The organism is Micromonospora sp. GCM10011542, assembly GCF_042650685.1.
In the GTDB taxonomy this organism is placed as follows: Bacteria; Actinomycetota; Actinomycetes; order Mycobacteriales; family Micromonosporaceae; genus Micromonospora.
This window is the reverse complement of the sequence record NZ_JBHSBO010000067.1, coordinates 108,719-134,294: the sequence shown is the minus strand read 5'-3', so window position 1 is coordinate 134,294 and position 25,576 is coordinate 108,719. Positions and strand designations below refer to the sequence as shown.

Sequence of the window (25,576 nt, the reverse complement as noted above, 5' to 3'; positions counted from 1 at the left end):
GCTGCGAGCTGGTCCATGTCGTCCCGCCTCCGCCCTACTCAGGAAAGCCCCCGCCATGTCCGTCTCAGCGTTGCCCCGCCAACCCGCATCAAGCGATGGCGGCACCCTTTCCAGCCCCTCCCGGGACGCCTACTTCGACAACGCGAAGCTCATGGCCACCACCCTGGTCGTCCTCGGCCACACCTGGGGCCCGCTCGTCGGCTCCCCGAACGAGATCCGCGGCGTGCGAGCTCTCTATCTGCTGGTGTACGCCTTCCACATGCCGCTGTTCGTCATGATCAGCGGCTATTTCTCCCGCTCCTTCGCCCAGAACTCCTCTGACCCCGGCCGGCTGCGCAGACTCCTCACCAGCACCCTGGTCCCCTACCTGATCTTCGCCACCGCATACCAGCTGTACAACAACTACCGCCGGGACGAGTCCAACCCGATTGACCTGGTCACGCCCTTCTACCTGACCTGGTTCCTGGTGGCCCTCTTCGTCTGGCGGATTTCCGCCGCCCTCTGGCTCAACCTGCGTGCGCCGGTCGCGGTGGCGACCGCCGTCATGCTCGCCTCGGGCGCCGCCTCGCTCTCCGGAGAACTTGACCTGGCCCGCATCCTGCAGCTCCTGCCGTTCTTCGTGCTCGGCCTCACCGTTCGGCGCGAACACCTGGAACGGATCCGGGACACCCGGTGGCTGCGCCCCGTCGCCGTCCTGGTCTTCGTCGCAGCCCTGGCCATCGTTTACCGCTACGCCCCGCAGCTGCCCGCCGGCTGGTTCTACCGTCACAGCGGGCATGCACAACTGGACGTCAGCTGGGCCACGTGGGCAGTCGGCGCACTCGGCTTGGCGGCGGCCGCGCTCGTGCTCAGTGTCGCGTTCCTCGGCCTGGTGCCCGCGAAGCACAATCTGTTCACCCCGCTCGCCACCGGCACCCAGTACACCTACCTGCTGCACGGGTTCATCGTTCAGATCGCGCTCGCCTACAAGTTCCAGAACTCGCCGTTCGTCAACTCCCTGGCCGGCCTGGTGACCATCAGTGCGCTCGCCGTCCTCGCGACGGGAATCCTGGCCTCCCCTCCGGTCCGGAGGCTCTTCGGTTGGGCGGTGGAACCGAAGATGGGTTGGGCCTTTGCCGATGTACGGGCGGGAAAGCCCGCCGGTGCCCGGCGCCCGGTGACCGCTCCGGGTGGTACCGCGCCGCCCTCACCGCCACCGTCGACGCCTCTGTGATCGACCTGCCCGTTCCCAGGGCGGGGCTGCGCTGCCCGGCCCGCTGACCGGTCGGGTCGGCGGCAGCGGCGGCAGTTCGACGCCCTGCCGGGCGGCCAACTCCTCCAGCAGCGCCCGCATCCGCCGCACATCGTCCTTGAGCTGCTCCTGCTCGTCGTGCTCGAAGGCGTCGTCATCGACGATGAGCCGGCTCGCGAAGTGCGCGGTGATCAGCGGGATGACCAGCAGCACCATGGTCGAGATGAGCAGCGCGGCCAGCGTCCGCCCCTGCCAGGTGGTGGGCGAGATGTCGCCGTACCCGACGGTGGAGGCGGTGACCACGGCCCACCACACGGCGTCGGCGGGGCTGCGCGCCTCGACATGGCCGTAGATGACCCCGGCCACCACGATCATCAGCAGGTACGACGTGATCAGCGTGCGCGGCGAGTTGGCGAACCAGATCAGACCCCGGTAGATCCAGCGGAACGGCAGCAGGAGGTCCTCCATGCCGCCCCATGCTGCCCTCTGCCGGCAACAGGCACCGGCACATCCGCCGGTGTCGCTGTGCCAGGCTCAGCGGCATGACCGACGTGATCTTCCGGGAGGCGGCCCGCGCCGACCTGCCCGCCGTCATCGCCCTGCTCGCCGACGACGTCCTGGGCAAGGCCCGCGACTTCACCGAGGTCGACGCGGCGTACGAGAAGGCGTTCGCGGACATCACCGCGGACCCGCGCAACCACCTGATCGTCGCCGAGCAGGGCGGGGAGCTGGTCGGCTGCCTTCAGATCACCTACATTCCCGGGCTCGGCCGGCACGGCGCCGAACGGTCGCTGATCGAGTCGGTCCGGGTCCGCTCCGACCGGCGCGGGCAGGGGTTGGGCCGGGAGCTGATGGCCTGGGCGATCGATCAGGCCCGGCAGCGTGGCTGCGCGCTGGTGCAGCTGACCACGGACAAGACCCGCCAGGACGCGCACCGCTTCTACCTCGGCCTCGGCTTCGCGGCGAGCCACGAGGGCATGAAACTCGCACTCTGACGATGCCGGCGGTCAGGCGTCGACAAGGTGGCCGTCGCGCAGGTTGAGCACCCGGTCGGCCAGGTCGATCAGGGCCGGGTCGTGCGTGGCGACGAGGGCGGTCATGCCGCGGGCGTGCACCACCGCGCGGAGCAGGTCCATGATGGACCGTCCGGTCTCCGAGTCGAGCTGCCCGGTGGGTTCGTCGGCGATGAGCAGGTCGGGCTCGTTGGCCAGGGCGCGGGCCACCGCGACGCGCTGCTGCTGGCCGCCGGAGAGCTCGTACGGGCGCTGCGCGGCGTGCCCGCCCAGGCCGACCAGTTCGAGCAGCACCGCCACCCGCTCCTCCCGCTCGGCGGCCGGCACCCGGGCCAGCCGCAGCGGCACCCCCACGTTCTCGGCGGCGGAGAGGATCGGCACCAGCCCGAAGGTCTGGAACACGAAGCCGACGGTGCCGCGCCGCAGCGCCAGCAGCTCCGTCTCCCCGGCCGAGGTCACGTCGTGCCCGGCCACCACCACGCGGCCGGAGTCCGGCCGGTCCAGCCCGCCGATGAGGTTCAGCAGGGTGGTCTTGCCGGCGCCGGAGCGGCCGCGGATCGCGACCAGCTCACCCCGGTCGGCGGTGAACGACACGTCGCGCACCGCGTGCACCGCGCGCTCACCTCGACCAAAGGTCCGGCTCACCCCGCTGACCCGGACCACCTCGGCGTCGACCGCGTCGACCGCGAGCGGACCACCGGCTCCACCCGCCACCATGTCCCGACGGCTCACGCCTGCTCCTCCTGCCCGTCCGCGGCCCGGTCGCCGGGCCGTACCTGCACGTGGTCCGGTTCCAGGTCGAGCCGGACCCGGTCCCGCAACGACAGCGCGTCCACGAACGCGGCCGGTAGCTGCATCCGGCCGGTCCGGTCGAGCACCGCGTACTCCTCGCTGACCAGCTCGGTGCTGCCGTCCTCGCCGACGCGCGCGGTGCGGCGTACCTCGGAGGCGGTCCGGCCGTCGCGGATCGCGACGGTCCGGCGGACCTGCGTGGCCACGGCGTGGTCGTGGGTGACCACCACGATGGTGACGCCCAGCTCGGCGTTGATGGTGCGCAGCGCGGCGAAGACCTCAGCGCCGGTCGCCTCGTCCAGCTCGCCGGTCGGCTCGTCGGCGAAGAGCACCTCCGGGTCGTTGGCCACCGCCACGGCCACGGCGCAGCGCTGCTGCTCGCCGCCACTGAGCTGCCCGGGCCGCCGGTCCGCGCAGTAGCCCACCCCGACCAGGTCGAGCAGTTCCCTGGCCCGCTCGCGGCGGGCCCGCCGGCCGGACTTGCCGGCGAGCTGCATGGGCAGTTCGACGTTCTCCAGGGCGGTCAGGTACGGCAGCAGGTTGCGACCGGTCTGCTGCCAGACGAACCCGACCAGCTCCCGCCGGTAGCTCAGCCGCCGCTTCGCGGACAGCGAGAGCAGGTCGTAGTCGGCGACCCGGGCGATGCCGGCGGTCGGGGTGTCCAGCCCGGAGAGGATGTTGAGCAGGGTGGACTTGCCGGACCCGGAGGCGCCCACGATCGCCACCAGCTCGCCCCGGTCGATGACCAGGTCCAGCCCCTGGAGGGCGACCACCTCAACCCCCTCGGTCTTGAAGATGCGGACCAGGCCGTCGCAGACGATGTGCCCGCGCAGCCGGTCCTGGCCGCCGGCCCGCTCGGCGGCACGCTGCGCGGCCCGCCGTTGCAGGGCGGCCAGGTCGGGCACCACGGGAGTCTGGGTGGTAGCGGTCATCTCAGCTCTCCTCTCCGAGCCGGAGCACCTCACCGAGGCGCAGCCGGCGGTTGTTCAGGGCCTCGACGGCGACCGCGAAGCCGAGGGCGAGCGCCCCGAGCGCGAGCACCGCGGCGACCAGGCCGGGCTCGAAGGCGACCCGGACCGGCACGCCGCTGGTGAACGCGGACAGGCCGAGCACCGGGTTGAGCAACAGTGGCAGCACCGCCCCGACCAGCGCGCCGGTCAGCACCGCCACCCCGACCAGCGGGGTCAGCTCGACCAGCAGCAGCCCCCGCCACTGCCGGCGGGACAGGCCGAGGGTACGCAGCCGGGACAGCACCTGCCCCCGGGCCCGGGCGCCGGCCAGCACGGTGAACGCGATGGCGAGCAGCCCGAGCGCGGTGCCGCCGGCCGCCCCGGCCAAGAAGCCGAAGGCCAGCACCCCGTTCGCGCCGCCGTCGCCCAGGTCCCGCCGGACGTCCGCGCGGGTGGAGACGGTCACCCCGATCGGACGTTCCCGGGCGGTGACCGCCCCGGTGCGCTGGTACCGCGCCTGTCCCTCGTCGCCGGCCTGGCGCAGCACCTCCGCGTCCAACCGGTCGCCGGCGACGAGCACGCTGGTCGGCACGGGCTCGGTGTTCCGGGCGGGCAGCGCCTGCCAGGGCAGGATCACGAACCGGTCGGTGGTGGCCGGCAGCAGCGGGAAGCTGTCGGCCGTGCCGGCGACCCGCAACTCGTACCGCTGGCCCTGCACGGCGACGAAGGCCGAGCCGCTCAACCCCGCCTCGGCCAGGTCGGCGGCGAGCGCCGGCGAGACGACCGCGGGCAGCGGCCCGGCCCCGGCCCGTGCGGTACGCAGCGCGGCCGGCACCGGCACGTCGACGCCGGAGAGCCGGATCGTCTCGGCGAGCCCCGGTCCGTCCACCAGCAGCGCGGTCGTCTGGCCGATCCGCGCGTCGGTGCCCAGCGCGTCGGTTGCCAGCGGCTGGGCCGACTCGCGTAGCACCGGGGTGGCCGCCCGCACGCCGGGCAGGCGGCCCAGCTCGGCGGGAGTGTCCGGCGCGAAACGTTCGCCCTCGATCAGCGCGTCGGCCGGCACCACCTGCTCGGCGGCACGGTCCCGGCTGGCCTCGACGCCGGCCGCAACCACCGCGCAGAACGCCGCCGTGCCGATCGCGAGCACCACGACCACCAGCGGCGCGGCGACCGCCGACCGGCCCGCCCGCGCGGTGCCGAGGAACGCCACGCTGCCGCGCGTCCGCGCGGCCAGCCGGCTCACCAGCCGCAACGGCCAGGGGTACGCGCGCAGCGCGAGCACCGCGGCGGCCACCGCGAGCAGCACGGGCACGGACACCAGCAGCGGGTCCACCTCGCCGAGGGTGAGCCCGCGCCGGCGCAGCAGCACGGCGGCGAGCCCGGCGAGCACCAGCAGGAAGACCTCGACGGTGAGCCGGCGGGCGGACGGACGCAGCCGGACCAGGTCCCGCCGGGCGCCTCCGCCGGCCGGCACGGCCAGCGCGGCCAGGGGCAGCGCCAGGCAGACCAGCACGGTCGCCGTCACCGCGTACCCGGCGGTCGGGTCCGGGGTGCCGGGCGTCAGGGTCCCCAGCCACCAGCCGAGCAGCGCGGCGGGTGGCACCACCAGCAGCGACTCGGCGAGACTGCGCCGGGCGCCGGCGGTGGCCGCGCCGCCGCGAGCGCGCAGCAGCGCGAACTCGGAGCGGCGCCGCCGCACGGCCAACGTGGCCGCCAGCACGATGAGCCCGGCCAGGGTGGCCAGCACGCCGGCGGCGATGACGGCGAGCAGGGTCCGGGCGGCGTCCACCTCGGCGGCGAAGGCGCGCAGCGGAACATCGACGCCCTGGGTCAGCTTCGCGTCCGCCGGGGCTTGCCGCTGGAGCTGTTGCAGGCCGTCGATCAACTCGTCCAGCCGGCGTGGATCGATGGTGCTGGCACCCAGCCGGTAGCGCCAGCCGAACCGCACCGGCCAGGCCTCTGCCACCTGTCGGTCAAGGGTGGCCGGAGTGACGACGGCCTGGGCGACGAACGGTTCGCCGTCGCCCTGCGGTTCGATGATCCGCAGCAGCGGCGGCAGGGCGTCCCAGATCCCGTCCGACCGGTTGGCGGGGCGGAACAGTCCGACCACTACCACCGGCGCGAGGAGCGGCACCTCCGGTGTGAGCTGCTGGCTGAGTTGCAGTCGGCTGCCGGCCCGCAGGTTCAGCTTCCGGGCCACGTCGGCGTCGAGCGCCACCTGCACCGGTCCGTCCGGGTCGGGCACCTCGTCCGGCCAGGCTCCCTCGACCAGCGTGCCAGCTTCCCGGACGCCGGGCACGGCACGTAGCCCGAGGTCGACGAGCAGGTTGCGGGCTGCCAGGTCCGGGCCGGTCAGCCGGCCCGGCAGGGTCTCGGCCGAGTACCACCGCTCGGCGACGGCCGCCCGCACCGCCGGCGGCATCTGCCGCTCCAGCACGTCCAGCCGGGTCCGGGCGGTCGACATCGCCGCACCACCGGCCAGGCTCGTCGAGCCGGAGGTGTACGACAGGTCACGGCGCGCGGCCGGCTCGCTGGTCAGCCGCTCCCGCAGGCCCTGCTCGGCGAGCCGGTTGACCAGCCTCGGCACCCCGCTGACCAGTAGCGTGACCACCAGCATGAGGACGCCCAGCAGCAGGAACTGCCCGCTGTACGCCCGGACCCGGCGTGCCGCCGCGCCGACGCTCATCGTTCTCCCCCGATCCGCAGCTGCACCGCGGCCACCCGTTGCCGGATGCCGGTGGCGATGAACGCGCTGAAGGCGAGCGCGGCCAGCAGCAGGCCGACCGCGGTCACGCCGATCGGCACCCAGGGCAGCGCGAAGGCCGCCGGGGGCACCGGCCGGTCGGCGGCTGGCGTGAGGATGACCAGCGGGGCCATGGTGGCGCCGACCACCGCGCCGAGCAGCAGCCCCACCCCCACGCCGATGCCGGCGAGGAAGGTCTGTTCGGCCAGCAGTGCCCGGGCCAGCAGCCGGGGGGTGGCGCCGAGGGTGTGCAGCACCGCGAACTCGCCGAGCCGGTGCCGCGCCGTGGCCCAGACGTCCACCATGAGACCGACCAGGGCGAGCAGCACCGCGCCCAGCGCGGCGGCGAGCATCCCGGTGCGGGCGCCCCGCCAGTACGGGTCCCGGGCCGCCGCCCCGATCGCCGCCTCCCGGTCGAGCAGGGTGGTCCCGGACAGCTCGCTGGCCGACCGAGCGGCGGCTACCGCGTCGTCGGTGCCGATCCACCACTCTGGCACGGGCCGGATCGTGCCGGCGCGGATCAGCGTGTCGACCGCGGCGGGCAGGTCCAGTAGCACGCCCTCCCCGGTGGTGCCCGGTACCGCGGTCACCTCGCCGACGAGCCGGACCGGCAGCGACGCGCCGGAGAGCGTCAGGGTCACGGTGTCCCCGGTGCGCAGGCTCAGCGCCTCGCGTACCCGGGGGGTCATGAGCACCGGTACCGGCGGGCTCTTCCCCTCCGGCACGACGGCGAACCGGGTCGGCGGCTGGTAGGCGAACTGACCGCCGGGGATCAGGTCCACCGGGTGTGCGGCGGTCACCCCGGTGGGCGTGGATGCCGCCGGCGCGGTGGACGTCGGTCCGTTGGGCCCGATCGCCCCGGGGTCCTCGGCCGCGGCCACCCGCCAGGTGCCGGTCAGCTCGGCCGGGCGGGCGGCGCCGTCCGCGCCGGCCAGGCTCAACCCGGATACCTTTAGCCCGTAAGCCGTGCCGGCCGCCACCCCACCGTCGGCCTCGAACCCGGCCAACCGGAGCCGGGAACCGCCGGTGTCGGGCAGCCGCACCGTGAACGGCGTGGCCCGCCCGTCGCTGTCGGCGTTGACCGCCGGCAGCCGGAGGGCGAGCCCGTCGGCGCTGGTCACCAGCAGCGCCACCGCGATCTGGTGCGGCCGGACCGCACCGGTCACCGGGGTGCGCACGGTTCCGCTGATCGCCCTGGTGCCTTCGGGCAGCTCCATGCCGCCGGGTGTGCCCCGGGCCCCGACCAGCCGCCGGTACAGCTCTGGCACCGGGTCGTCGGCCAGACGGTCGGCGAGCCGAACCACGCCGCCGGCACCGGCGGCGTCGAGGCCGATCACGGTCACCGGCAGGTCCTCCCGACCGACGCGCACCTCGTCCCGCGACACCGGCAGCGCCCGGTCCACGCCCGGCAGCGCGGCCAGCTCCGCGGCCCTCGTCGGTGGGGCGGCTCCGGTGCGTTCGGTCACCCGCAGGTCGGCGCCGACCGTGTGGCCGGCCTGTTCCACCTGCGACCGCTCCCCGGTGGAGACCAGCGACCAGGCCAGCGTGCTGCCGCCGACGGCCAGGGCGAGCAGCAGCACCGGTCCGGCGTGCGGACGCCGGCCGGCCTGCCACATGCCGAGCATCGTCGCCATCCACGGGCGCCGGTCCACGAACCGCTCAGCGAACCGGGTGAGCGGCGGGAGGACCCGCAGTGCCAGCACCGCGCCGGCCAGCACGCCGAGCGTCGGGGCGGCGACGAGCAGCGGGTCGACCCCGAGTGAGCCGCCCGAGCCGGCCAGCGGGGAGGCGTAGCGGCGCAGTTGCACCCAGGCGAGCACGGCCAGCGCCACCAGCACCAAGTCGACGCTGGCCCGCTGCACGGTCGCCGCCCGGTTGGGGCGGGACCGGGCAACCATGTCGGCGACGTACGTCCCGGAGCCGCGCAGCGTCGGGGCGACCATGGCCACCAGGCACCCCACGGCGGTGGCGACGGCGGCCGCCCAGACCAGCACCGTGTTCCCGCCGGCCGTGGAGAGTTCCGCGGCCCCACCGGGCCGGACGTGGCGCAGCGCCTCCGCGGCGAGCAGCGGCCCGAGCACGGCGGCGGGCGCGACCACGAGGGTCGCCTCCCGTGCTGCCAGGCCGGCGAGTTGCCGGCGGGCAGCTCCCCGGGCGCGCAGCAGCGCGGTCTGCGGACGGCGGTCCTCGTGCAGCAGCGCGGCGACCAGGACCAGCGCGTACCCGCCGAGCACCACGATGAGCAGCAGCGGAGTGGCCAGCGCGGAACGGCCGACCAGGTCGGCGCGGGCGATCCGGTCGAACAGCCGCTCCATCCGGGTCACCGTGGTGGCCGACGCGCCCAGGTCGGCGGCCTCCGGCACGTTGGCGACGGCCCTCGCGAGCGCCGCCCGCACGTCCGGCAGCGCGGCCGGCTCGGCCTCGCCGAGGGCGGGTTCGGCCAGCCAGGAGGCGGACGACGAGCCCGGGAAGAGGGCCGCGAAGTCGGCCGGGTCCAGCGCGAACGGCCCGTACGAGGTGCCGGAGTCGGCGCTGCCCGCACCCACCCCGGGGGCGAGCAGCCAGTACGCCTCGGTCGCGTCCCGGGGCCGCCAGGTACCGGCGAGCACCACCTCGCTGGCCTGCTCGGTTCCACGGTCGCTCAGCGGGATCCGCTCGCCGGTATTCAGACCGAGTGCGGTGGCGACCCGCTCCGGAAGAGTCACCTGGACGGGGGCCGCGCCCGGAGCCGGCCACGCTCCACTGACGAGGTCGGCGTGCCGGGCCAGGTCGTCGAGGGTGGCCAGGTTGGCGAAGACCGGGTCGTCGCCGGCGCGGGTCAGCGACCCGAGGTCGCCGGTGAGTTCGCGGCCGGTGCCGTACCGGGCCGCCGCGACGGTGACCGGCACCCCGGCGAGGCCGTCGGCGAACTCCGCACGCACCGCCCGGTCCCGGCTGACGAACTCGGTGCCGTCCCGACCGCCGGAGCCACTGACCAGCAGGCCGCGTTCCTCGGCCGGGGCTGCGGCGACCAGCGCTCGCTGACCCGCGTCGACCGCCCGGCGGTTGTAGTCGGACAGGCCGGTGACCAACGCGACGGCGACCAGGGCGGCGATGACCGCGGCAACGAGCAGCCCGCGCGCCTCGCGGGCCCGCCTCCACACCAGTTTCATCCAGCGCCTCCCCTGGCCCCGTTCGGGCCGACGACCAGGGAGACCGGTTACCAATGGGAAAAGGTTCGCGCCCGTTACATGATCGTTATTCCGACGCCGGCCAGACCAACCCAGCCCGCCCGGCCGCCGCACGCAGCGACGTCGCGAACCGGGTCACGCTGCCGTCGAGCCCGGCCAGCTCGGCCGGGCCGAGCAGCGGCACCAGGTCGTCGCCGGTCCGGGCCAGCACGCACGGGGTACGTCCCGCACTGGCCGCGCGCACCTCGGCGGTGCGCTCGTTGAGGTGCACCAGATCGAACGGCACGCCCAGCTCCCCCACCAGCTCCCGCCACTCCCGCTTGCGGCCGAGCGCGTGGTGGGTCACGTCGCACAGGGCGCATTCGGCGGTGCCGCGCACCTTGCCGATGAGGTACGCCAGCTCGCCGCGCAGGCCACCATCGGCCTGGTAGACGCCGACGAGCCCGTGGATCGCGTCCGTGGGGTGAGTCATGCGGGCAAGTGTGCCCGGCGGCGGGGACGTCAGTCCGCCGCCGACTCCGGCCGGTGCTTCCTGATCCACGCCTCGACGTCCGACCTCCGCCAGACCTTTCCCATGGCCAGCACGGCGATCGGCTCCGGGAAGTTCCGTTGGTTGGCGATCACCGAGGCGCGTTGCCGCGACACGTTCCCGAGCATCACCCGGATCTCCGCTACGCCCACCAGCTCCACAGGTTGACGATGACAGCGGCACTGTCCGCCGACTCCGACAACTACGGAGTCCGTTGACACAGACAACAGGACGAGGGACGATCGGGGTATGCCTACGCCGAACGTGTCGTCCGTACACGACCGCCAGCGGCGGGCGGTCCGGCCGCACCTGCCGATGCGGCCACTGTGGCTCTGCCGGGTGTGCGCCGCCCCCTGGCCCTGCCAGCCGGCGCGGCTGCTGCTCGGCATGGAGTACCGACGGGACCGCGTGTCGCTGTCGGTGTACATGGCCGGCCAGCTCTTCGACGCCACCGCGGACTTGATCAAGCTCAACCCCCACCCGACCACGACACCGGCGGAGCTGTTCGACAAGTTCCTGGCCTGGACGGCTCGGTACGCACGGCGCGACGACACCGAGCGACAGGCCAACACCGAGCGGCGGGAGATCAGCCCTTGATCAACACGAGATCCACGATGTTGCGGTATCCGAGCTGGTCGGACGCCCGACATCGCCGACCTGGTGTTGACCTTGACCACGCCGCCCACCCGGCGCGGCACCCCCGCGAGCCCAGCGCCGACACTGCGTGAGTGCCGGCGTCGCGGGGACGTCGCCGACACTCACGCGGTGTCGGCGCTGGGCTCGCGCTTGGCGCGGCTGGGCTGGACCCGCTTGGGCTCGCCGGGCATCTTCGGGTGGTCCGGCGGGTAGGGCAGGTCGCCCTGGCCGGCGGCGGCGTCGCGCTCGGCCCACTCCAGCAGCGGCGTGATGTCCCACGGGGCGTCGTCGATGCCGGCGTGCGGGTCGCCCCGCTCGGCCAACCGCGCCGGAACGCTGCCCAGATCGAAGTCGTCCGGCTCGACGTCGGGCAGCTCGTCCCAGCTGACCGGGGTGGAGACGGTCGCCCGGGCGTTGGCCCGCAGGGAGTACGCGCAGGCGATGGTGCGGTCCCGGGCCATCTGGTTGAAGTCGACGAAGACCCGGCTGCCGCGCTCCTCCTTCCACCACGCGGTGGTGACCAGCTCGGGGCGGCGACGCTCCAGCTCGCGGGCCAGCGCGATGGTGGCCCGGCGCACCTCGGTGAAGGTCCAGCGCGGCGCGATGCGCAGGTAGACGTGCACGCCCCGGCCGCCGGAGGTCTTCGGCCAGCCGGCGACGCCCAGCTCGTCGAGGAGCCCGCGCAGCTCCGCGGCGGCCTGCGCCGCGTGGGCGAAGTCGGTGCCCGGCTGCGGGTCGAGGTCGATGCGCAGCTCGTCGGGGCGGTCCACGTCGGCGGCGCGCACCGGCCACGGGTGGAACACGATGGTGCCCATCTGCGCGGCCCAGGCGACGTGCGCGAGGTCGGCCGGGCAGAGCTCCGCCGCGCTCCGGCCGCTGGGGAAGGTGATCTCCGCCGTCGACACCCACGGCGGGACGCCCCGGGCGGGCACCCGCTTCTGGAAGAACATCTCGCCCTCGATGCCCTCGGGAAAGCGTTGCAGCGTGGTGGGGCGCTGGCCCAGGGCGCGCATGATGCCGTCGCCCACCGCCAGGTAGTAGTGGAAGACGTCCGCCTTGGTGAAGCCCCGCTGCGGGAAGATCACCCGGTCGGGACTGGTCAGTCGTACGGTGTGCCCGGCCACCTCGACCTCGGTGACCGCTGCCCTGGTGCCACCCATCCCGCGACCTTATGCCACGGCCCCGACGTTCGACGTACCGTTGACGGGTGAGTCTTGACAAGAGCGAACTGCCCCAGACCGAGGAAGAGTGGCGGGTCCGGCTGACCCCGGAGGAGTTCCGGGTGCTGCGGGAGGCCGGCACGGAACGCCCATGGACCGGCGAGTACGTGGACACCAAGACGCCCGGCGTCTACCACTGCCGCGCCTGCGGCCTGGAACTCTTCTCCAGCGACACGAAGTTCGACTCGCACTGCGGCTGGCCGAGCTTCGACGACGCCATCCCGGGCCGGGTCAAGGAGATCCAGGACAACACCCTCGGCATGACCCGTACGGAGATCCGCTGCGCCCGGTGCGACAGCCACCTGGGGCACGTCTTCCACGGCGAGGGCTTCACCCCGAAGGACACCCGACACTGCGTCAACTCGGTCTCCATCCGGTTGGAACCGCGCTGACCCGCCGATCCACTCGACGTCCATGAAGTCGGGGTGTCCCCGTAGCGGGGGCGCCCCGATTTCCATGAACCCGGGTTGATCAGCCCGGCTGCCCGGTCAGCAGCTCGACCTCGGCCGTGCGGGAGCGTTCGACCCGGCGGGCCAGTTCACGTACCCGCTCGTCGCGACCGGCGTCGACCTGGGCCCGGGCCAGCTGGGCCGCGGCCCGCTGATGGTCGGCGAGCACCTCGCGCAGCACCGCGTCGACGTCGACGCCGGTTGCGGCCCGCAGCCGGTCCAGCGCGGCATCGTCCCCGTGGCCGGCGTGATGGTGGCCGGCCGCCGCGCCGGCCGGGCCCGAAGTGGGCAGCCAGGCACGCATGCTGGAAAGTTCGTCGGTCTCGGTCGCCTCGATGGCCGCGGCCAGGGTGCGCAGGTCCGCGTCGGTGACCCGGTCCCGGGCCAGCCGGACGATCTCCAGGGTGCGCTCGCTGTGCGCCGCCATTGTGGTCAGGAACAGCACGTCGATGCCGCTGAGCGCCGCGTCCTCGGCCGGCAGCTCGGAGGCGGCCGGGACGGCACCGGATGCCACCGCCGGGGCCGGGACGGCACCGGGCGCGGCCGGGGAGGCAGCCGCGCCGGCACCGGACGTGGCCGGCGAAGCGGACGGTCCGGCGCAGGCGGTGGCCAGCACGCAGCCGGCGACGGCCAGCAGGAACAGGCGGGCCAAGCGGGCCAAGCGGGCCAGGCGGGCCAGGCGGGCTAGGCGGGCCAGGCGGAGGGTTCGCCGGGGCATGGCGGGTGCTCCGATCGGGCGAGGGTGGATCACGGGTGCGGCCGGAACCGCACCCGTGCGGTCAGACCTGGCTCCAGAGCGCCGGCACGTTCGGCGGCTCCCACCCGGGGATCGCGGTGTGCGCCTGCCGGCAGCGGTACGTCAGGCCGCCGTAGGTCACCTGGTCACCCACCTGGTACGCGCGGCCGGCGGTCCAGGTGCCGCCCGGCGCGGGCGGTGTGGTCGGCGAGGCGGTCGGAGTGGGGCGCGGCGTCGGTGAAATGGTTGGGGTGGGGCCCGGCCCGCCGCCACCGATCTGCACGTCGACGCAGGAGTAGAACGCGTTCGCGGTGTCGGCGATGTTCCAGACCGCGAGGATCTTCTGCCGGCCGGAGTAACCCCCGAGGTTGACGGTGTGCGAGACGGTGGCGCCCGGCTGCTGGCCGTTCCCGTTGACCACGGCGACCCGGGTGGAGCCGATCCAGTACTCCCAGTTGCTGGTGGCGTGCCGGGCGGTGTTCACCCAGGTGAAGGTGAGCGAGGTGCCGACCGAGGTGGCCGGCCAGCCACGACTCTCGTCGTCGAGGACGGCGAACTGGGCGATCCCGGCGCTGCAACTGCGCAGGCCCTTGCGGCCCTCGACGCTCTGCGGCTCGTACTTGATCTGCCCGCAGTCGGGCACCCGGCCCTGGGCGCAGAGCGCCTGCCGGCTGGGTGGCGCGGAGACGTAGCCGTGCGCCTGGGCGGGCGCGGCGACGGTGAGGGTGGCGGCGACGGCGCCCGCCACCACCAGCGGGACGGTGATTCTTCGACGCATCGGGCAACTCCTTCGGATGTCCGGCCGGGACTCGGCCGGTGCCGCCGATCCGCTCAGCCGAGGCCGGGGACCGGCCCTCCACCTGGGGAAGGTGCCCTTCAACGTAATTTAAAGTTTGTTAACAGTAAAGACCCCGATCGATAAATATATCGACGGTGACGATTCGATTGCTCAGAGCCGCAGCAGGCTGCCGCAGTCGTCCACCTGGTCGGCCGAGTCGTCGTCGAGCCACACCCCGCCGCTGGCGAGGTAGCGGAACCGGTACTCCCCCGGCCCGAGCCGCACGGTCACCGTCCGGGTGCCGTCGCGACGGGCCACCAGTTCGTGCCGGCCCGGCTCCCACTCGTTGAAGCAGCCGACCACGCTGACCGGGCCGGGCGGGGCGTCCCGGGGCAGGCAGAAGGTCACCCGGGTCTGGTTGCCGAAGAGTCTGTTGCGCTTGATCACTGCGATCCTCCGGGGGTTGCGGCGGTCCACTCGGCATAACGGACGACACGCCGGAGCCGACACGCCGCCCAGCCCGGTGGGATTGCAGCAATTCGGCCGGCAGCGCCCCGTCCTGCGGCACGCTGGGGCTACATGTCCGAAAACGGGGGGTTCTCCATGGCGACCTGCGAGGTCTGCGGCAACGACTACTGGATGGCGTTCGAGGTACGCACGGTCAGCGGCGACGTCCACACCTTCGACTCCTTCGAGTGCGCGATCCACAAGCTGGCACCGATCTGCGAGCACTGCCAGATCAAGATCGTCGGCCACGGGGTCGAGGTCAACGGCCGCTTCTTCTGCTGCGGGCACTGTGCCCGGGCGGTCGAGGGAGACCAGGGCGCAGAAATCCGCGACGCGGTCGGCGCCCGCCCCGCCTGACGTCGCCACCGGGTACGGTCGTCGGATGCGACCGTTCCTCGGCGTCCTCCCGCCGCCGCGCTCCTGACCGGAGCGCCGCGCCTTCCGCCGACCGGGTGACCCGGTCCGGCCACCTCGCCGTACGCGCTCCGCCGACGTCGTCCCCTGTCAGCGGCTCATCCTCCGGAGCGCATCCATGGCCACCTCCCGTACCGCGCCCTCGCCCGCCCCGACGGCGCTCGCCGCCGCCCACGCCCGCACCGGCCTGATCCAGATCACCGTCACCGGGGTGCTCTGGGGCACCACCGGCGTCGCGGTGCAACTCCTGCGTGAAAGCACCGGCCTCAACCCGGTGACCATCGGCTTCCACCGCCTCGCGATCGCCGCCGTCGTCCTGCTCGTCTGCACCGCCGGGCGGCTGGGCTCCACGCTGGCCGCCGTGCGCGCGGCACCGCTGGCGCTGCTGCTCACCGGCGTCGGCCTCGGCCTCTACCAGGCGCTCTACTTCGCCGCCGTGGCGATGGCCGGGGTCGGCGTGGCCACCGTGGTGAGTCTCGGGCTGGCGCCGGTGCTCGCCGCCGCGTGGGAGTCGGTGCGGGCCCGGCGGGCACCCGGCCCGCTCCGGCTCGCCACGCTGGTGGCCGCCGTGGCCGGTCTCGCCCTGATCACCGGCTCCACGGCGGAGCCCACCGCGGCGGCGCCCCGACCGTTGCTCGGCCTGCTGGCCGCCGCCGGGTCCGGCCTCGGGTACGCGGCGAGCACCCTGGTCAGCCGGCAGGTGTCGCAGCGCACCGCGCCGATGACGCTGACCACCGTCTCCACCGCGATCGGCGCGCTGACCCTGGCCCCGTTCGCGCTGGTCGCCGGGGTGACCGTGCCGCTGCGCGCCAACACCGTCGGGCTGCTGCTGCACCTCGGGGTGGTCACCACCGCGCTGGCGTACGCGCTGTTCTACGCCGGGCTGCGAACCACCGAGGGCAGCGTCGCCGCCGTGCTGACCCTGCTGGAGCCGCTCACCGCGGCGGCACTCGCCGTGGCGCTGCTGCACGAGCCGCTGCCGCTGCCACTGGTGGCCGGCGGCGGGCTGCTGCTCTGCGCCGTGGCCGCCACCTACCTCTCCCCCGCCGGACGGGAGGCGTCGTGAACCGACCCGCTGAGCGGCGGCCTACCATCGCGGGATGCGCCAGCAGACCGCCGAGATCCGAACCGCCTCCTTCGCCGATCTGGACACCCGCACCTTCCACGACCTGCTCAAGCTGCGGATCGACGTGTTCGTGGTCGAGCAGAACTGCCCGTACCGGGAGCTGGACGGGCGGGACGTGGAGCCCGGCACCCGCCACCTCTGGCTGACCGACGGCGGCGCGCCGCTGGCGTACCTGCGGATCCTGGCCGACCCGGACGGCACCGCCCGGATCGGTCGGGTCGTGGTGGACCCGGCGGCACGCGGCGGCGGGCACGCCGGCCGGCTCATCACCGCGGCGCTGGAGGTCGTGGGCAACCGGCCGTGCGTGCTGGAGGCCCAGTCGCACCTGGTCGCGTTCTACGGCCGGCACGGCTTCGCGGTCAGCGGAGCGGAGTACGTCGAGGACGGCATCCCGCACACCCCCATGCGCCGCGAACGCATCGACGCCTGACGCCACACCCGCGCGGGGATGGGCGCCGGGCCGGCGGGGAAATCGTTTGGCCCGCGCGCCGGGCACCGGCACGATGCCGAAATGATCGAGATGACCGTGGTCGGCCCGGACGACTGGCCGACCTGGCGCCAACTGCGACTGGCAGCCCTCACCGAGGCGCCGGCGGCGTTCGGCGCCCGGCTGGCCGACTGGCAGGGCGACGGCGACACCGAGCAGCGGTGGCGGGAACGCCTCGCCATTCCCGGCTCGCACAACCTGGTGGCCAGCCTCGACGGGCGGCCGGCCGGGATGGCCAGCGGCGTCACCTGGCCGACCGCGACCGAGGTGGCGCTGACCTCCATGTGGGTGCGCCCCGACGCGCGCGGCCGGGGCGTCGGCGACCGGCTGGTGGACGAGGTGGCGCGGTGGGCGAAGGAGCGGGGCGCCCACCGGGTGGGCCTCGGCGTCGCTCCGGACAACGCAGCCGCGATCGCCCTCTACCGGCGCAGCGGCTTCGTCCCGTCCGACGTACCCGGGAAGGTGCTGCCCGACGGGGTACGCGCGCAGGTCATGTTCCGGCAGCTCTGACCGAGCGCCCGCCGCGCCGCACGCTTGTTAGGAGGGGCCCCCTGTACAACGCCAGGCGTTAACAGGGGGCCCCTCCTAACAGCTCAGACCAGGCAGTTGACGATCTCGGCGACCGAGCGGCGACGGCCGGTGTAGAACGGGACCTCCTCGCGGACGTGCCGGCGGGCGCCGGACGCACGCAGGTCACGCATCAGGTCCACGATCCGGTGCAGCTCGTCGGCCTCGAACGCCAACATCCACTCGTAGTCGCCGAGCGCGAACGAGGCGACCGTGTTGGCCCGCACGTCCGGGTAGCCGCGCGCCAGCCGGCCGTGCTCGGCCAGCATCTCCCGCCGCTCGGCGTCGGGCAGCAGGTACCACTCGTACGAGCGGACGAACGGGTACACGCACAGGTACGGGCGGGCCTCCTCGCCGGCCAGGAACGCCGGGATGTGGCTCTTGTTGAACTCGGCGGGCCGGTGCAGCGCCATCTGCGACCAGACCGGGGTCATCGACCGCCCGAGCGTGGTGCGGCGGAACCGCAGGTACGCGTCCTGCAACGCGTCGCTGGAGGCGGAGTGCCACCAGATCAGCACGTCGGCGTCGGCGCGCAGCCCGGAGACGTCGTACACGCCGCGGACCACCACGTCCTTGCCGGCCATCTCCTCGAAGAGGGACTCGACCTCGCCGGTCACGTTGTCCCGCAGCGACGGCAGCGGGGCGCTGGCCCGGAACACCGACCACATCGTGTAGCGAATGCTGGCGTTCAGCTCCCGCAGCCGGGCCGCGTTGGTCTGCTCGGTCATCTCGCCGGTCCTCCCAGTGCTGTGATGATCTCGTCGGCCGCCGTCTCGCCCGAGCGGACGCAGACCGGGATGCCGACACCGTCGTAGCCGGCGCCCGCGAGGACCAGGGTGGGGTGGGCGGCCCGCAGCGCCGTCCGTGCGGCGGCCACCCGGTCGGCGTGCCCCGGGGTGTACTGCGGCAGCGCGCCGCCCCAGCGCTGCACGTGCCCGCCGACCGCGTCGGGCAGCGGGGCGCCGAGCACCGCCGACAACTCCCGGTGCACGGTCGCGGCCAGGTCGGCGTCGGGGCGCTGGAGATACTCCTCCTCCCCGTACCGACCCACCGAGGCGCGCACCAGGGCCAGCCCGTCGGACCGGCGCAGGTGCCCCCACTTGGTGGTGAAGAACGTCGCCGCCTTGGTCAGCAGCCCCTCGGTGCTCGGCACCAGGAAGCCGGACAGCTCGGGCAACCGCGGCTGCGGCAGCGCCAGCGTGACCAGCGCGACGCTGGCGTAGTCCAGGCCGCCGACGCCGGCGGCGGCCGCCGGGGCCGGGCCGGAGAGCAGGCGGGCCGCCGGCCGGGCCGGGACCGCCAGCACCACGGCGTCCACGTCGACCAGTTCGGGGTCGCGGGTCGGGCCGACGGTGAGTCGCCAGCCCGCGCCGGTCGGGGTCAGCTCGCGGACCGCCGCGTCCCGCCGCACCGTCGCGCCGCTGGCCGTCACGGCGGCGTCGACCAGGGTGGAGAGCCCACCAGCCAGGGTGCCGAACACCGGTGCGCCGGGGGCGCGGGGCGCGGCGGCCTGCGCCGCCCGCACCGCGCCGAGCAGGGTGTGCTCCACCCGGGCCGCGCGTGCCAGCGCCGGCATCGTGGTGACCAGGGAGAGGTCGTCGGCGCGGCCGGCGTACACGCCACCGAGCATCGGGTCGACCAGCCGGTCGACCACCTCGTCGCCGAACCGGGACCGGACCAGCGCGCCGACGGAGACGTCCGCGTCGGCGCCCAGCAACGGCCGGCCGCCGTCGGTGTCGGCGTCCGCGGCCGGCCGCGCGACCGTGGCCACCCGCTCCAGATCTCCGGGTACGCCCACCAGCGTCCCGCCCGGAACGGGGCGCAGCCCACCGTCGACGACCAGGGCGGCCTGCCCGACGGTGGGGTGCACGATCTTCTCGGCCAGCCCGAGCCGGCGGATCAACCCCACGGCGGCCGACTCGGCGCCGGCCGGGTCGCGCATCAGGAACGACTCGGCGCCCAACTCCACCGGCTGGCCGGCCAGCGCGCCGGTGCGCAGCTTGCCGCCGAGCGCGCCGGACTGCTCGTACACCGTGATCTCGGTGCCGGCCGGCGCTCGGTCGCGCAGCCGCACGGCGGCGGCCAGCCCGGCGATCCCGCCGCCGACCACCGCCACCCGCCAGGGCTGCCCCATGCTTGTCAGCCCTGGTCGGCCCGGCGGCCGGACAGCTCGTGCACCAGCGCGACCACCCGGGTCAGCACGTCCGGGTCGGTCTCCGGCAGCACCCCGTGGCCGAGGTTGAACACGTGGCCGGGCGCGGCGCGGCCCTGGGTGAGGATCCGGCGTACCTCGGCCTCCACCACCGGCCACGGGGCGAACAGCACGGTCGGGTCCAGGTTGCCCTGCACCGCCTTGTCCGGGCCGATCCGGCCGGTGGCCACGTCCAGCGGGGTACGCCAGTCGACGCCGACCACGTCGGCGCCGGCCTCGCCCATCGCGCCGAGCAGCTCGCCGGTGCCCACCCCGAAGTGGATCCGCGGCACGCCCGCGTCGGCCAGCCCGCCCAGCACGGCCGTCGAGTGCGGCAGCACGTAGCGGCGGTAGTCGGCCTCGGACAGCGCGCCGGCCCAGGAGTCGAACAACTGCACGGCGGAGACCCCGGCGTCGACCTGCACCCGCAGGAAGGACAGCGTCACCTCGGCCAGCCGGCCGCAGAGCGCGTGCCACAGCTCCTCGTCGCCGTACATCAGCGCCTTGGTCTTCGCGTGCGTCCGCGACGGACCGCCCTCGACCAGGTAGCTGGCCAGGGTGAACGGCGCCCCGGCGAAGCCGATCAGCGGGGTGTCGCCCAGCTCGACCACCAGCTGGCGGACCGCCTCGTCCACGTACGACACGTCGTCGCGGCTGATCGGGCGGATCCGCTCGACGTCGTCGGCGGTGCGGACCGGCTCGGCGACGACCGGCCCGGTGCCCGGCACGATGTCCAGGTCGACCCCGGCTGCGGCGACCGGCACCACGATGTCGCTGAACAGGATCGCCGCGTCCACCCCGTGCCGGCGCACCGGCTGGAGGGTGATCTCGGTGACCAGCTCCGGGCGGCGGCAGGACTCCAGCATCGGCACGTTCGCCCGGATTTCCCGGTACTCCGGCAGCGAGCGGCCGGCCTGGCGCATGAACCAGACCGGGGTGTGCGGGGCGGGTCGGCGCTGGCAGGCCCGCACGAAGGCCGAGTCGGCCGGTCCGCCGGGGCGGGGTGCTCCGTCTCGGGCGGCAGTGCCCGTGGTGTCCGTGGTCATCGCCGCCATCGTGCCACGCGCCCGAGCCGCTTCCCCGCCCCCGCCCCCTTTTGTGACCCGTCCCGCCCGCCCGCCGGAAAGGAAGGGCCCCTTGTTAACGCCTCCGGTAGACAAGGGTCCCCTTCTAACGTTGCCGCCCGGCTGGGCTGGCACGGGGAGGCCGCTGGGCGGCGGACCTCGGCGTGCCGTCGAGGCAGGTGGGCCGGCGGCGGCATAGGCTGCCGGCATGGCCCCCCCGATCGCGCTCCCGGAGACCTTCGCCCGCGCGGTCGCCGGGCTGCGGTCGACGGCACCCCGGCCGGAGATCCAGCTGGAGGAGGTCGGCGCGCCCCAGCGGCTCGCGCCGTACGCGTTCGCGCTCTCGGCGACCGTGCTGCGCGCCGGCGAGGAGGTGTCCACCGGGCGGCTGATCCTGCTGCACGACCCGGTGGGGCACGAGGCCTGGCAGGGCACCCTGCGGCTGGTCACCTACGTGACCGCCGAGCTGGAGGTCGACCTGGCCGCCGACCCGCTGCTGCCCGGGGTGGGCTGGACGTGGCTGACCGACGCCCTGGACGCCCAGGACGCGACGTACCGGGCGATCGGCGGGACGGTCACCCAGACCATGTCCACGCGCTTCGGCGACCTGGCCGGCCCGCCCACCGCCGGCGACATCGAGATCCGCGCCTCGTGGACCCCGCTCGACGACGACCTGGCCCCGCACCTGCTCGGCTGGTGCGCGCTGCTCGCCTCCACCGCGGGGCTCCCCCCGCCCGGGGTGACGGCCCTGCCCGACCGCCGGCCCGCCGGCGCGGCCTGACCACCCCCACCGCCCCCGCCCCACTGCGTCGATCATGAGGTTGTTGCCCGCCGCCTCGGCGTGTCGTGACAACAACTTCATGATCGACGGCCGGGGCCGGTCGCTCGGCCCGGGCGAGCCGGTCGGCCGGCCCGGTCACTGTCAGAGGTAGTTGTCCGCCTCGTCGCAGACCTTGTCCAGGCCCTTCATCGCGCTGTCGTACGCGCTCTTGTTGCCGGCCGCCGCCGCGCCCAGCGCGGTGGTCAGCTTGTCCAGGCAGGTCGCGATGACCTTCTTCTGCCGAGCCTGCTCGTCACGGTCGTTGCGGGTGCCGGTGAGGTCCTGCTCGGTGTCGTCGAGCTTGTCCTGCACGGTCTGCAGGTCGACCTTCAGCTTGTCGATTTCCTTGGTGTTCGCCGCGATCGTGCCGTCGCGCTGGCTGACCTGACCGGTCAGCCGCTTCTCGGTACGGTCCAGCTCGTTGCTCTTGGTCACGAACAGCCCGGTCATCACCCCACCGAGGACGAAGAGCAGCGCGGCCACCAGGGCCAGCACGAGCACGCCGCGGCCCTTGCCGGCGGGTGCCGTCGGCGCGCCGTAGGGCGGCATCTGACCGGGCGGCGCGGACATCGGCTGCCCGTAGGCCGCGCCGGAGACCGGCGGCGCAGACATCGGCGGCGCAGACATCGGCTGCCCGTAGACCGGGCCGGAGACCGGTGGCGCGGACATCGGCTGGCCGGGGTACGGCGGGGCGCTGGCCGGGTAGCCGGGCGCCGGCTGGGCGGCACCGGCGCCGTACTGCGGCTGAGGTGAGCCGTACTGCTGCCCGGGGCCGTACTGCACGGTCTGGTCGCTGGGCGACGGGCCACCCGCAACGGGCTGGCCGGGGCCGTACTGCTGTCCGACCGGCTGGCCGGGGCCGTACTGCTGTCCGACCGGCTGGCCGTACGCCACGGTCTGGTCCGGGCCGTACTGCACGGTCCGGTCGGCGGCGGACGGGCCCGGACCGTACTGCTGGGGAACGGGCTGGGTGGCGCCGGCCGGCGGCTGGCCCGGGGCGCCCGGCGCCGGGGTCACCGGCGGACGGCCCTCCGGTCCGGTCGGTGGCTGGGACATTTCTTCCTCCAGGTGAGCTGGCCCCGCGCCGCTGGGCGCGACGGGCCGGATGACACGGGTAGCTGCGGCCGGGTCGGTGGACCCGGTCGGGATCGGGAGACGGCCGGGGAGGCCGTGAAAGGGCGGGCGACCGACCGTTCAGCAGATCTTGAAGCCGTCGCAGGCGACCTTGATCGGTACGGCCAGCCCGATGCCCTCGGCGTCGCGGGCCTTGGCCGTGGCGATCCCGACCACCTGCTTGCTGCCGTTGATGACCGGGCCGCCCGAGTTGCCGGGGTTGATCGGAGCGTCGAACTGGATGGCCGGCCCGGAGTCGCCCTGGGCGGCGCGCAAGGCGCTCACCACGCCGGTGGTGACGCTGTCCTCCAGGCCGAGCGGGGCGCCGACCACCACGATCTGCTGGCCGGACTTGACCGGGGTGGACGCGGCGGCCAGGCCGCTGAACTTGCCGTTGGTGCGCAGTTGCGCCACGTCGTTGGTCTTGTCGACCTTGACGATGGTGGCCGGAAAGCGCTGGTCGGTGCGCTCCAGGAACACCTGGCGCCCGCCGCCGTTCCAGACCGACTCGACCACATGGAAGTTGGTGAAGAGGTTCGTCCCACCGCCGGCCACGGGCTTGCCGACCGCGAACGCGGTGCCGGTGAAGTCGCCGGCCCGGACCCGGAACACGCTGGGCAGCACCGCGCTGGCCACCGCCTCCGGGTTGAAGGCGGCGCCGGCCTGCTTCTCCAGCGCCTCGGCGCGCTTCTCCACCCCGTCGAGCCGGGTCCCGTCGGCGTCCTGGGCCTGCGCCAGCCGCCGGTCGGTGGCCGCGAGCCGGTCACCGAGCCGGTCGAGCTGGTACGCCTGCACCCCCGCGACGACGGCGAGCACCAGGGCGACCAGCGCGGTGAGCAGGGCCGGCCAGCGGCGCCGACGGGGGGATCCGCCGACCTGCTGCGCCCCGGCGGCCGGGTAGCCGGCGGCCGGCCCGGACGGATATCCGGCGGGGGCGGGGTGACTGGGCTGGCCGGGCACGGGAAACGACGGCGGGCCCGCCGGTGGGTAGGGACCGGCGCCCGGAAAGCCCGGCGCGGGGGCGGGCGCGGCCGGTGGGTAGCCGCCGCCGGCCCCGGGAGCGGTGGGCGCACCCGTACCGGGCGCGGCCGGTGCCAGGACAGCGCCGTAGGTGGGCGCGGCACCGGTCTGGCCGGTTGCGGCACCGCCGTGGGTCGGGCCGCCCCACTGCCCGGTGTGCGGTGCCGCGGAGGGCCAGGTGGCCCGGGGCGCCGCAGCGGCCGGCCCGGGGTCGAAGCTCTGGCCGGCGGTCGGGGCGGCGGACCATCTCGTTCCGGCGGCCTGCGGCGGCGCGACGCGCGGCGGCAGCGGACCGGGTCGGTCGCTCGGGGCGTCCGCCCCGCCGGGACCGGCGCCCGTCGGTCGTCCGTCCTCCGGCCCGTGGCCCCCCGAACCGTAGCCAGCCGTCATGATCGCCTTGCCTCCCCGTTGTCACCGCGTGCGGCCAACCGGCCGCGGGTCGCGTCGGACCAGGGCGGCGGCTCGATGGACCGTACCTGCGCGAACGGGGTTTGTCTCCCCCGATGTCCGGCCCCGGAACGGACACCTTCCGGCCACCTGATCGACACACACCGGACCGGCTGCACCCACCACATCGCCGGGCGCACTAGGGTTGGCAGGTGACCGACGAACCACCCCTGCGCCGTCGGCCCGCCGAAAACCTTCCGGGAGACGCACCCCACCGCCCGCAGCCGGCCGAGCCGCAGCCGGCGGGTGTGGGGAGCGACCCGACCGACGGTGGGCCCGTGCCGCTGATCGCCCCGCGCGAGGGCACCCCCGAGCCGGTGGCCGCGCCGGCCGAGCTGGCCGAGGTCGTGGCCCGCTTCGCGGCGGGCTCCGGCCCAGTCGCCCTGGACGCCGAGCGGGCCTCCGGCTACCGCTACAGCCAGCGCGCCTACCTGGTGCAGCTGCGCCGGGCGGGCTCTGGCACCGCCCTGATCGATCCGTTGCCGCTGCCCGACCTGAGCGCCCTCGACGCGGTGATCGGCGAGGCCGAGTGGGTGCTCCACGCGGCCAGCCAGGACCTGCCCTGCCTGGCCGAGCTGGGGCTGCGCCCGCGCCGGTTGTTCGACACCGAACTGGCCGCTCGGCTGGCTGGTTTCGAGCGGGTCGGCCTGGCCGCGCTGACCGAGCAGCTACTCGGGTTCACCCTGGAGAAGCACCACTCGGCAGCCGACTGGTCGAGCCGGCCGCTGCCCGAGTCGTGGTTGACCTACGCCGCCCTCGACGTCGAAATGCTGACCGACCTGCGCGACGCGCTCGACGCCGAGCTGGCCCGACAGGGCAAGTCGGAGTGGGCCGCGGAGGAGTTCGCGGCGCTGGTCCGCACCGGCGCCCGCCCGCCGCGGGTGCGCGCGGAGCCGTGGCGGCGTACGTCCGGGATCCACCGGGTGCGTGGGGCGCGGGCCCAGGCCCGGGTGCGCTCGATGTGGTACGCCCGGGACCAGATCGCGGCCCGCCGCGACGCGGCACCCGGCCGGGTGCTGCCCGACTCGGCGATCATCGCCGCCGCCGAGCTGGACCCGAAGGACGAGAAGACGCTGCTCACGCTGCCCGGTTTCGGCGGTCGTTCGGTCCGCCGGCTGGCCCGCACCTGGCTGGCGGCGCTCGACGACGCCCGGCAACTGCCGGACGACGCGCTGCCGGTCACCCCGGCGGTGGAGGGCCCACCCCCGCCGCACCGGTGGGCGGAGCGCGACCCGGTGGCGGCCGGTCGGCTGGCCCGTTGCCGGGAGGTGGTGCTGCGCATCGCCGGCGAGCACAACCTGCCGGCGGAGAACCTGATCACCCCGGATTCGGTCCGCCGCCTGGCCTGGACCCCACCCGAGGAGGTCACCGAGGAGACGGTGGCGGAGACCCTGCGCGGCTTCAACGCCCGCGAATGGCAGATCGCCCTCCTCACCCCCGACCTGACCGTCGCCATGGCCGACCCGTCCCTCACCTCCGCCTAGCCCCTCGGGGCGGCGCAGGTGTGGGGTGGGCCACAGCGGGGGGTGGGGACGGGCTTGGTTACTGGCGAGTAGCATCCGGGGAAACGTGC

Annotated in this window: 26 protein-coding genes; 10 read left to right on the top strand and 16 right to left on the bottom strand. The window is 74.6% G+C overall.

Annotation, left to right across the window (positions count from 1 at the left end):
* The first annotated feature begins 55 nt into the window (after nucleotides 1-55).
* Nucleotides 56-1,213, top strand: a complete 1,158-nt coding sequence (locus ACFOW4_RS28635; RefSeq protein WP_377533405.1) for an acyltransferase family protein — start codon at nucleotides 56-58, stop codon at nucleotides 1,211-1,213.
* Here ACFOW4_RS28635 and ACFOW4_RS28630 read toward each other — a convergent pair.
* Nucleotides 1,187-1,699, bottom strand: coding sequence for a potassium channel family protein (locus tag ACFOW4_RS28630; RefSeq protein ID WP_377533404.1), 513 nt, complete (start codon nucleotides 1,697-1,699; stop codon nucleotides 1,187-1,189). The two genes, ACFOW4_RS28635 and ACFOW4_RS28630, sit on opposite strands and share 27 nt — an antisense overlap.
* A 74-nt stretch (nucleotides 1,700-1,773) precedes the next feature.
* Between ACFOW4_RS28630 and ACFOW4_RS28625 the strand changes: the two genes are divergently transcribed.
* Nucleotides 1,774-2,226 carry a GNAT family N-acetyltransferase gene (locus ACFOW4_RS28625; protein WP_377533403.1) on the top strand — a complete coding sequence of 151 codons (453 nt, stop codon included), beginning with the start codon at nucleotides 1,774-1,776 and terminating at the stop codon, nucleotides 2,224-2,226.
* A gap of 12 nt (nucleotides 2,227-2,238) precedes the next feature.
* Here the strand turns inward: ACFOW4_RS28625 and ACFOW4_RS28620 are convergent, their stop codons facing one another.
* The 6 genes from ACFOW4_RS28620 to ACFOW4_RS28595 all read right to left on the bottom strand — a co-directional run bounded on the left by ACFOW4_RS28620 (nucleotide 2,239) and on the right by ACFOW4_RS28595 (nucleotide 10,589).
* Nucleotides 2,239-2,961: an ABC transporter ATP-binding protein gene (locus tag ACFOW4_RS28620; protein ID WP_377533580.1), complete on the bottom strand. Its 723-nt coding sequence runs from the start codon at nucleotides 2,959-2,961 to the stop codon at nucleotides 2,239-2,241.
* A gap of 11 nt (nucleotides 2,962-2,972) precedes the next feature.
* On the bottom strand, nucleotides 2,973-3,968 hold the full coding sequence (locus ACFOW4_RS28615) for an ABC transporter ATP-binding protein (RefSeq protein WP_377533402.1): 996 nt from the start codon (nucleotides 3,966-3,968) through the stop codon (nucleotides 2,973-2,975).
* Nucleotide 3,969: 1 nt separating this feature from the next.
* Entirely contained in the window at nucleotides 3,970-6,672 is a 2,703-nt protein-coding gene (locus ACFOW4_RS28610; RefSeq protein ID WP_377533401.1) for an FtsX-like permease family protein, read from the bottom strand.
* The gene (locus tag ACFOW4_RS28605; RefSeq protein ID WP_377533400.1) at nucleotides 6,669-9,881 is read right to left on the bottom strand and encodes an FtsX-like permease family protein; all 3,213 of its coding nucleotides are present in this window, start codon (nucleotides 9,879-9,881) and stop codon (nucleotides 6,669-6,671) included. Before ACFOW4_RS28605 ends, ACFOW4_RS28610 begins: the two co-directional genes overlap by 4 nt.
* Nucleotides 9,882-9,966: 85 nt before the next feature.
* Complete coding sequence (locus ACFOW4_RS28600; protein ID WP_377533399.1) at nucleotides 9,967-10,371, bottom strand: hypothetical protein; 405 nt, start codon at nucleotides 10,369-10,371, stop codon at nucleotides 9,967-9,969.
* Between the two features lie 29 nt (nucleotides 10,372-10,400).
* A complete protein-coding gene (locus ACFOW4_RS28595) occupies nucleotides 10,401-10,589 on the bottom strand; it encodes a hypothetical protein (RefSeq protein ID WP_377533398.1) in 189 nt (62 codons plus the stop codon).
* A gap of 88 nt (nucleotides 10,590-10,677) precedes the next feature.
* Between ACFOW4_RS28595 and ACFOW4_RS28590 the strand changes: the two genes are divergently transcribed.
* Complete coding sequence (locus ACFOW4_RS28590) at nucleotides 10,678-11,025, top strand: hypothetical protein (RefSeq protein WP_377533397.1); 348 nt, start codon at nucleotides 10,678-10,680, stop codon at nucleotides 11,023-11,025.
* Between the two features lie 161 nt (nucleotides 11,026-11,186).
* Here the strand turns inward: ACFOW4_RS28590 and ligD are convergent, their stop codons facing one another.
* On the bottom strand, nucleotides 11,187-12,224 hold the full coding sequence (gene ligD / locus ACFOW4_RS28585) for a non-homologous end-joining DNA ligase (RefSeq protein ID WP_377533396.1): 1,038 nt from the start codon (nucleotides 12,222-12,224) through the stop codon (nucleotides 11,187-11,189).
* A gap of 47 nt (nucleotides 12,225-12,271) precedes the next feature.
* Here ligD and msrB point away from each other — a divergent pair, with 47 nt between their 5' ends.
* Complete coding sequence (gene msrB / locus ACFOW4_RS28580; protein WP_377533395.1) at nucleotides 12,272-12,676, top strand: peptide-methionine (R)-S-oxide reductase MsrB; 405 nt, start codon at nucleotides 12,272-12,274, stop codon at nucleotides 12,674-12,676.
* 79 nt (nucleotides 12,677-12,755) lie between these two features.
* Here the strand turns inward: msrB and ACFOW4_RS28575 are convergent, their stop codons facing one another.
* The 3 genes from ACFOW4_RS28575 to ACFOW4_RS28565 form a co-directional block, all read right to left on the bottom strand.
* Nucleotides 12,756-13,451, bottom strand: coding sequence for a DUF305 domain-containing protein (locus ACFOW4_RS28575; RefSeq protein ID WP_377533394.1), 696 nt, complete (start codon nucleotides 13,449-13,451; stop codon nucleotides 12,756-12,758).
* Nucleotides 13,452-13,512: 61 nt separating this feature from the next.
* On the bottom strand, nucleotides 13,513-14,247 hold the full coding sequence (locus tag ACFOW4_RS28570) for a lytic polysaccharide monooxygenase (RefSeq protein ID WP_377533393.1): 735 nt from the start codon (nucleotides 14,245-14,247) through the stop codon (nucleotides 13,513-13,515).
* A gap of 171 nt (nucleotides 14,248-14,418) precedes the next feature.
* Nucleotides 14,419-14,694, bottom strand: a complete 276-nt coding sequence (locus tag ACFOW4_RS28565; RefSeq protein ID WP_377533392.1) for a glycoside hydrolase — start codon at nucleotides 14,692-14,694, stop codon at nucleotides 14,419-14,421.
* 156 nt (nucleotides 14,695-14,850) lie between these two features.
* On the opposite strand from ACFOW4_RS28565, the gene ACFOW4_RS28560 reads away from it, so the two are divergent.
* From ACFOW4_RS28560 to ACFOW4_RS28545, 4 genes are all read left to right on the top strand, one after another.
* Nucleotides 14,851-15,111, top strand: coding sequence for a Prokaryotic metallothionein (locus tag ACFOW4_RS28560; RefSeq protein ID WP_377533579.1), 261 nt, complete (start codon nucleotides 14,851-14,853; stop codon nucleotides 15,109-15,111).
* Between the two features lie 175 nt (nucleotides 15,112-15,286).
* Nucleotides 15,287-16,234 (top strand): DMT family transporter, encoded by a 948-nt coding sequence (locus ACFOW4_RS28555; RefSeq protein ID WP_377533391.1) that lies wholly within the window; start codon nucleotides 15,287-15,289, stop codon nucleotides 16,232-16,234.
* Nucleotides 16,235-16,268: 34 nt separating this feature from the next.
* The gene (locus ACFOW4_RS28550) at nucleotides 16,269-16,724 is read left to right on the top strand and encodes a GNAT family N-acetyltransferase (protein WP_377533390.1); all 456 of its coding nucleotides are present in this window, start codon (nucleotides 16,269-16,271) and stop codon (nucleotides 16,722-16,724) included.
* Nucleotides 16,725-16,805: 81 nt separating this feature from the next.
* Nucleotides 16,806-17,291: a GNAT family N-acetyltransferase gene (locus tag ACFOW4_RS28545; protein WP_377533389.1), complete on the top strand. Its 486-nt coding sequence runs from the start codon at nucleotides 16,806-16,808 to the stop codon at nucleotides 17,289-17,291.
* A gap of 83 nt (nucleotides 17,292-17,374) precedes the next feature.
* Here ACFOW4_RS28545 and hemQ read toward each other — a convergent pair whose 3' ends face one another.
* Genes hemQ through hemE form a run of 3 tightly spaced genes read right to left on the bottom strand, consistent with a single transcriptional unit; the run spans nucleotide 17,375 to nucleotide 20,585 of the window.
* Complete coding sequence (gene hemQ / locus ACFOW4_RS28540) at nucleotides 17,375-18,076, bottom strand: hydrogen peroxide-dependent heme synthase (protein WP_377533388.1); 702 nt, start codon at nucleotides 18,074-18,076, stop codon at nucleotides 17,375-17,377.
* Entirely contained in the window at nucleotides 18,073-19,482 is a 1,410-nt protein-coding gene (gene hemG, locus ACFOW4_RS28535) for a protoporphyrinogen oxidase (RefSeq protein ID WP_377533387.1), read from the bottom strand. The genes hemQ and hemG overlap by 4 nt, the downstream gene beginning before the upstream one ends.
* Nucleotides 19,483-19,487: 5 nt before the next feature.
* Nucleotides 19,488-20,585 (bottom strand): uroporphyrinogen decarboxylase, encoded by a 1,098-nt coding sequence (gene hemE, locus ACFOW4_RS28530; protein ID WP_377533386.1) that lies wholly within the window; start codon nucleotides 20,583-20,585, stop codon nucleotides 19,488-19,490.
* A gap of 226 nt (nucleotides 20,586-20,811) precedes the next feature.
* Between hemE and ACFOW4_RS28525 the strand changes: the two genes are divergently transcribed.
* Nucleotides 20,812-21,384 (top strand): DUF3000 domain-containing protein, encoded by a 573-nt coding sequence (locus tag ACFOW4_RS28525; RefSeq protein WP_377533385.1) that lies wholly within the window; start codon nucleotides 20,812-20,814, stop codon nucleotides 21,382-21,384.
* Nucleotides 21,385-21,525: 141 nt separating this feature from the next.
* On the opposite strand, the gene ACFOW4_RS28520 is transcribed toward ACFOW4_RS28525, so the two are convergent.
* Both ACFOW4_RS28520 and ACFOW4_RS28515 read right to left on the bottom strand, forming a co-directional pair.
* Nucleotides 21,526-22,479: a hypothetical protein gene (locus ACFOW4_RS28520; protein WP_377533384.1), complete on the bottom strand. Its 954-nt coding sequence runs from the start codon at nucleotides 22,477-22,479 to the stop codon at nucleotides 21,526-21,528.
* Nucleotides 22,480-22,617: 138 nt separating this feature from the next.
* On the bottom strand, nucleotides 22,618-23,946 hold the full coding sequence (locus ACFOW4_RS28515; protein ID WP_377533383.1) for a trypsin-like peptidase domain-containing protein: 1,329 nt from the start codon (nucleotides 23,944-23,946) through the stop codon (nucleotides 22,618-22,620).
* A 209-nt stretch (nucleotides 23,947-24,155) separates the two neighbouring features.
* Here ACFOW4_RS28515 and ACFOW4_RS28510 point away from each other — a divergent pair, with 209 nt between their 5' ends.
* Nucleotides 24,156-25,487: a ribonuclease D gene (locus ACFOW4_RS28510; protein WP_377533382.1), complete on the top strand. Its 1,332-nt coding sequence runs from the start codon at nucleotides 24,156-24,158 to the stop codon at nucleotides 25,485-25,487.
* Nucleotides 25,488-25,576 lie beyond the last annotated feature (89 nt).

Excerpts from the sequence above, each read along its gene's own strand:
- ACFOW4_RS28570 (WP_377533393.1), bottom strand. The coding sequence starts at position 14,247 with ATGCGTCGAAGAATCACCGTCCCGCTGGTGGTGGCGGGCGCCGTCGCC.
- hemE (WP_377533386.1), bottom strand. The coding sequence starts at position 20,585 with ATGACCACGGACACCACGGGCACTGCCGCCCGAGACGGAGCACCCCGC.
- ACFOW4_RS28520 (WP_377533384.1), bottom strand. The coding sequence starts at position 22,479 with ATGTCCCAGCCACCGACCGGACCGGAGGGCCGTCCGCCGGTGACCCCG.
- ACFOW4_RS28635 (WP_377533405.1), top strand. The coding sequence starts at position 56 with ATGTCCGTCTCAGCGTTGCCCCGCCAACCCGCATCAAGCGATGGCGGC.
- ligD (WP_377533396.1), bottom strand. The coding sequence starts at position 12,224 with ATGGGTGGCACCAGGGCAGCGGTCACCGAGGTCGAGGTGGCCGGGCAC.
- ACFOW4_RS28550 (WP_377533390.1), top strand. The coding sequence starts at position 16,269 with ATGCGCCAGCAGACCGCCGAGATCCGAACCGCCTCCTTCGCCGATCTG.
- ACFOW4_RS28515 (WP_377533383.1), bottom strand. The coding sequence starts at position 23,946 with ATGACGGCTGGCTACGGTTCGGGGGGCCACGGGCCGGAGGACGGACGA.
- ACFOW4_RS28630 (WP_377533404.1), bottom strand. The coding sequence starts at position 1,699 with ATGGAGGACCTCCTGCTGCCGTTCCGCTGGATCTACCGGGGTCTGATC.
- hemQ (WP_377533388.1), bottom strand. The coding sequence starts at position 18,076 with ATGACCGAGCAGACCAACGCGGCCCGGCTGCGGGAGCTGAACGCCAGC.
- ACFOW4_RS28620 (WP_377533580.1), bottom strand. The coding sequence starts at position 2,961 with ATGGTGGCGGGTGGAGCCGGTGGTCCGCTCGCGGTCGACGCGGTCGAC.
- ACFOW4_RS28560 (WP_377533579.1), top strand. The coding sequence starts at position 14,851 with ATGGCGACCTGCGAGGTCTGCGGCAACGACTACTGGATGGCGTTCGAG.
- hemG (WP_377533387.1), bottom strand. The coding sequence starts at position 19,482 with ATGGGGCAGCCCTGGCGGGTGGCGGTGGTCGGCGGCGGGATCGCCGGG.
- ACFOW4_RS28545 (WP_377533389.1), top strand. The coding sequence starts at position 16,806 with ATGATCGAGATGACCGTGGTCGGCCCGGACGACTGGCCGACCTGGCGC.
- ACFOW4_RS28615 (WP_377533402.1), bottom strand. The coding sequence starts at position 3,968 with ATGACCGCTACCACCCAGACTCCCGTGGTGCCCGACCTGGCCGCCCTG.
- ACFOW4_RS28625 (WP_377533403.1), top strand. The coding sequence starts at position 1,774 with ATGACCGACGTGATCTTCCGGGAGGCGGCCCGCGCCGACCTGCCCGCC.
- ACFOW4_RS28600 (WP_377533399.1), bottom strand. The coding sequence starts at position 10,371 with ATGACTCACCCCACGGACGCGATCCACGGGCTCGTCGGCGTCTACCAG.
- ACFOW4_RS28605 (WP_377533400.1), bottom strand. The coding sequence starts at position 9,881 with ATGAAACTGGTGTGGAGGCGGGCCCGCGAGGCGCGCGGGCTGCTCGTT.
- ACFOW4_RS28575 (WP_377533394.1), bottom strand. The coding sequence starts at position 13,451 with ATGCCCCGGCGAACCCTCCGCCTGGCCCGCCTAGCCCGCCTGGCCCGC.
- ACFOW4_RS28525 (WP_377533385.1), top strand. The coding sequence starts at position 20,812 with ATGGCCCCCCCGATCGCGCTCCCGGAGACCTTCGCCCGCGCGGTCGCC.
- ACFOW4_RS28590 (WP_377533397.1), top strand. The coding sequence starts at position 10,678 with ATGCCTACGCCGAACGTGTCGTCCGTACACGACCGCCAGCGGCGGGCG.
- ACFOW4_RS28610 (WP_377533401.1), bottom strand. The coding sequence starts at position 6,672 with ATGAGCGTCGGCGCGGCGGCACGCCGGGTCCGGGCGTACAGCGGGCAG.
- ACFOW4_RS28555 (WP_377533391.1), top strand. The coding sequence starts at position 15,287 with ATGGCCACCTCCCGTACCGCGCCCTCGCCCGCCCCGACGGCGCTCGCC.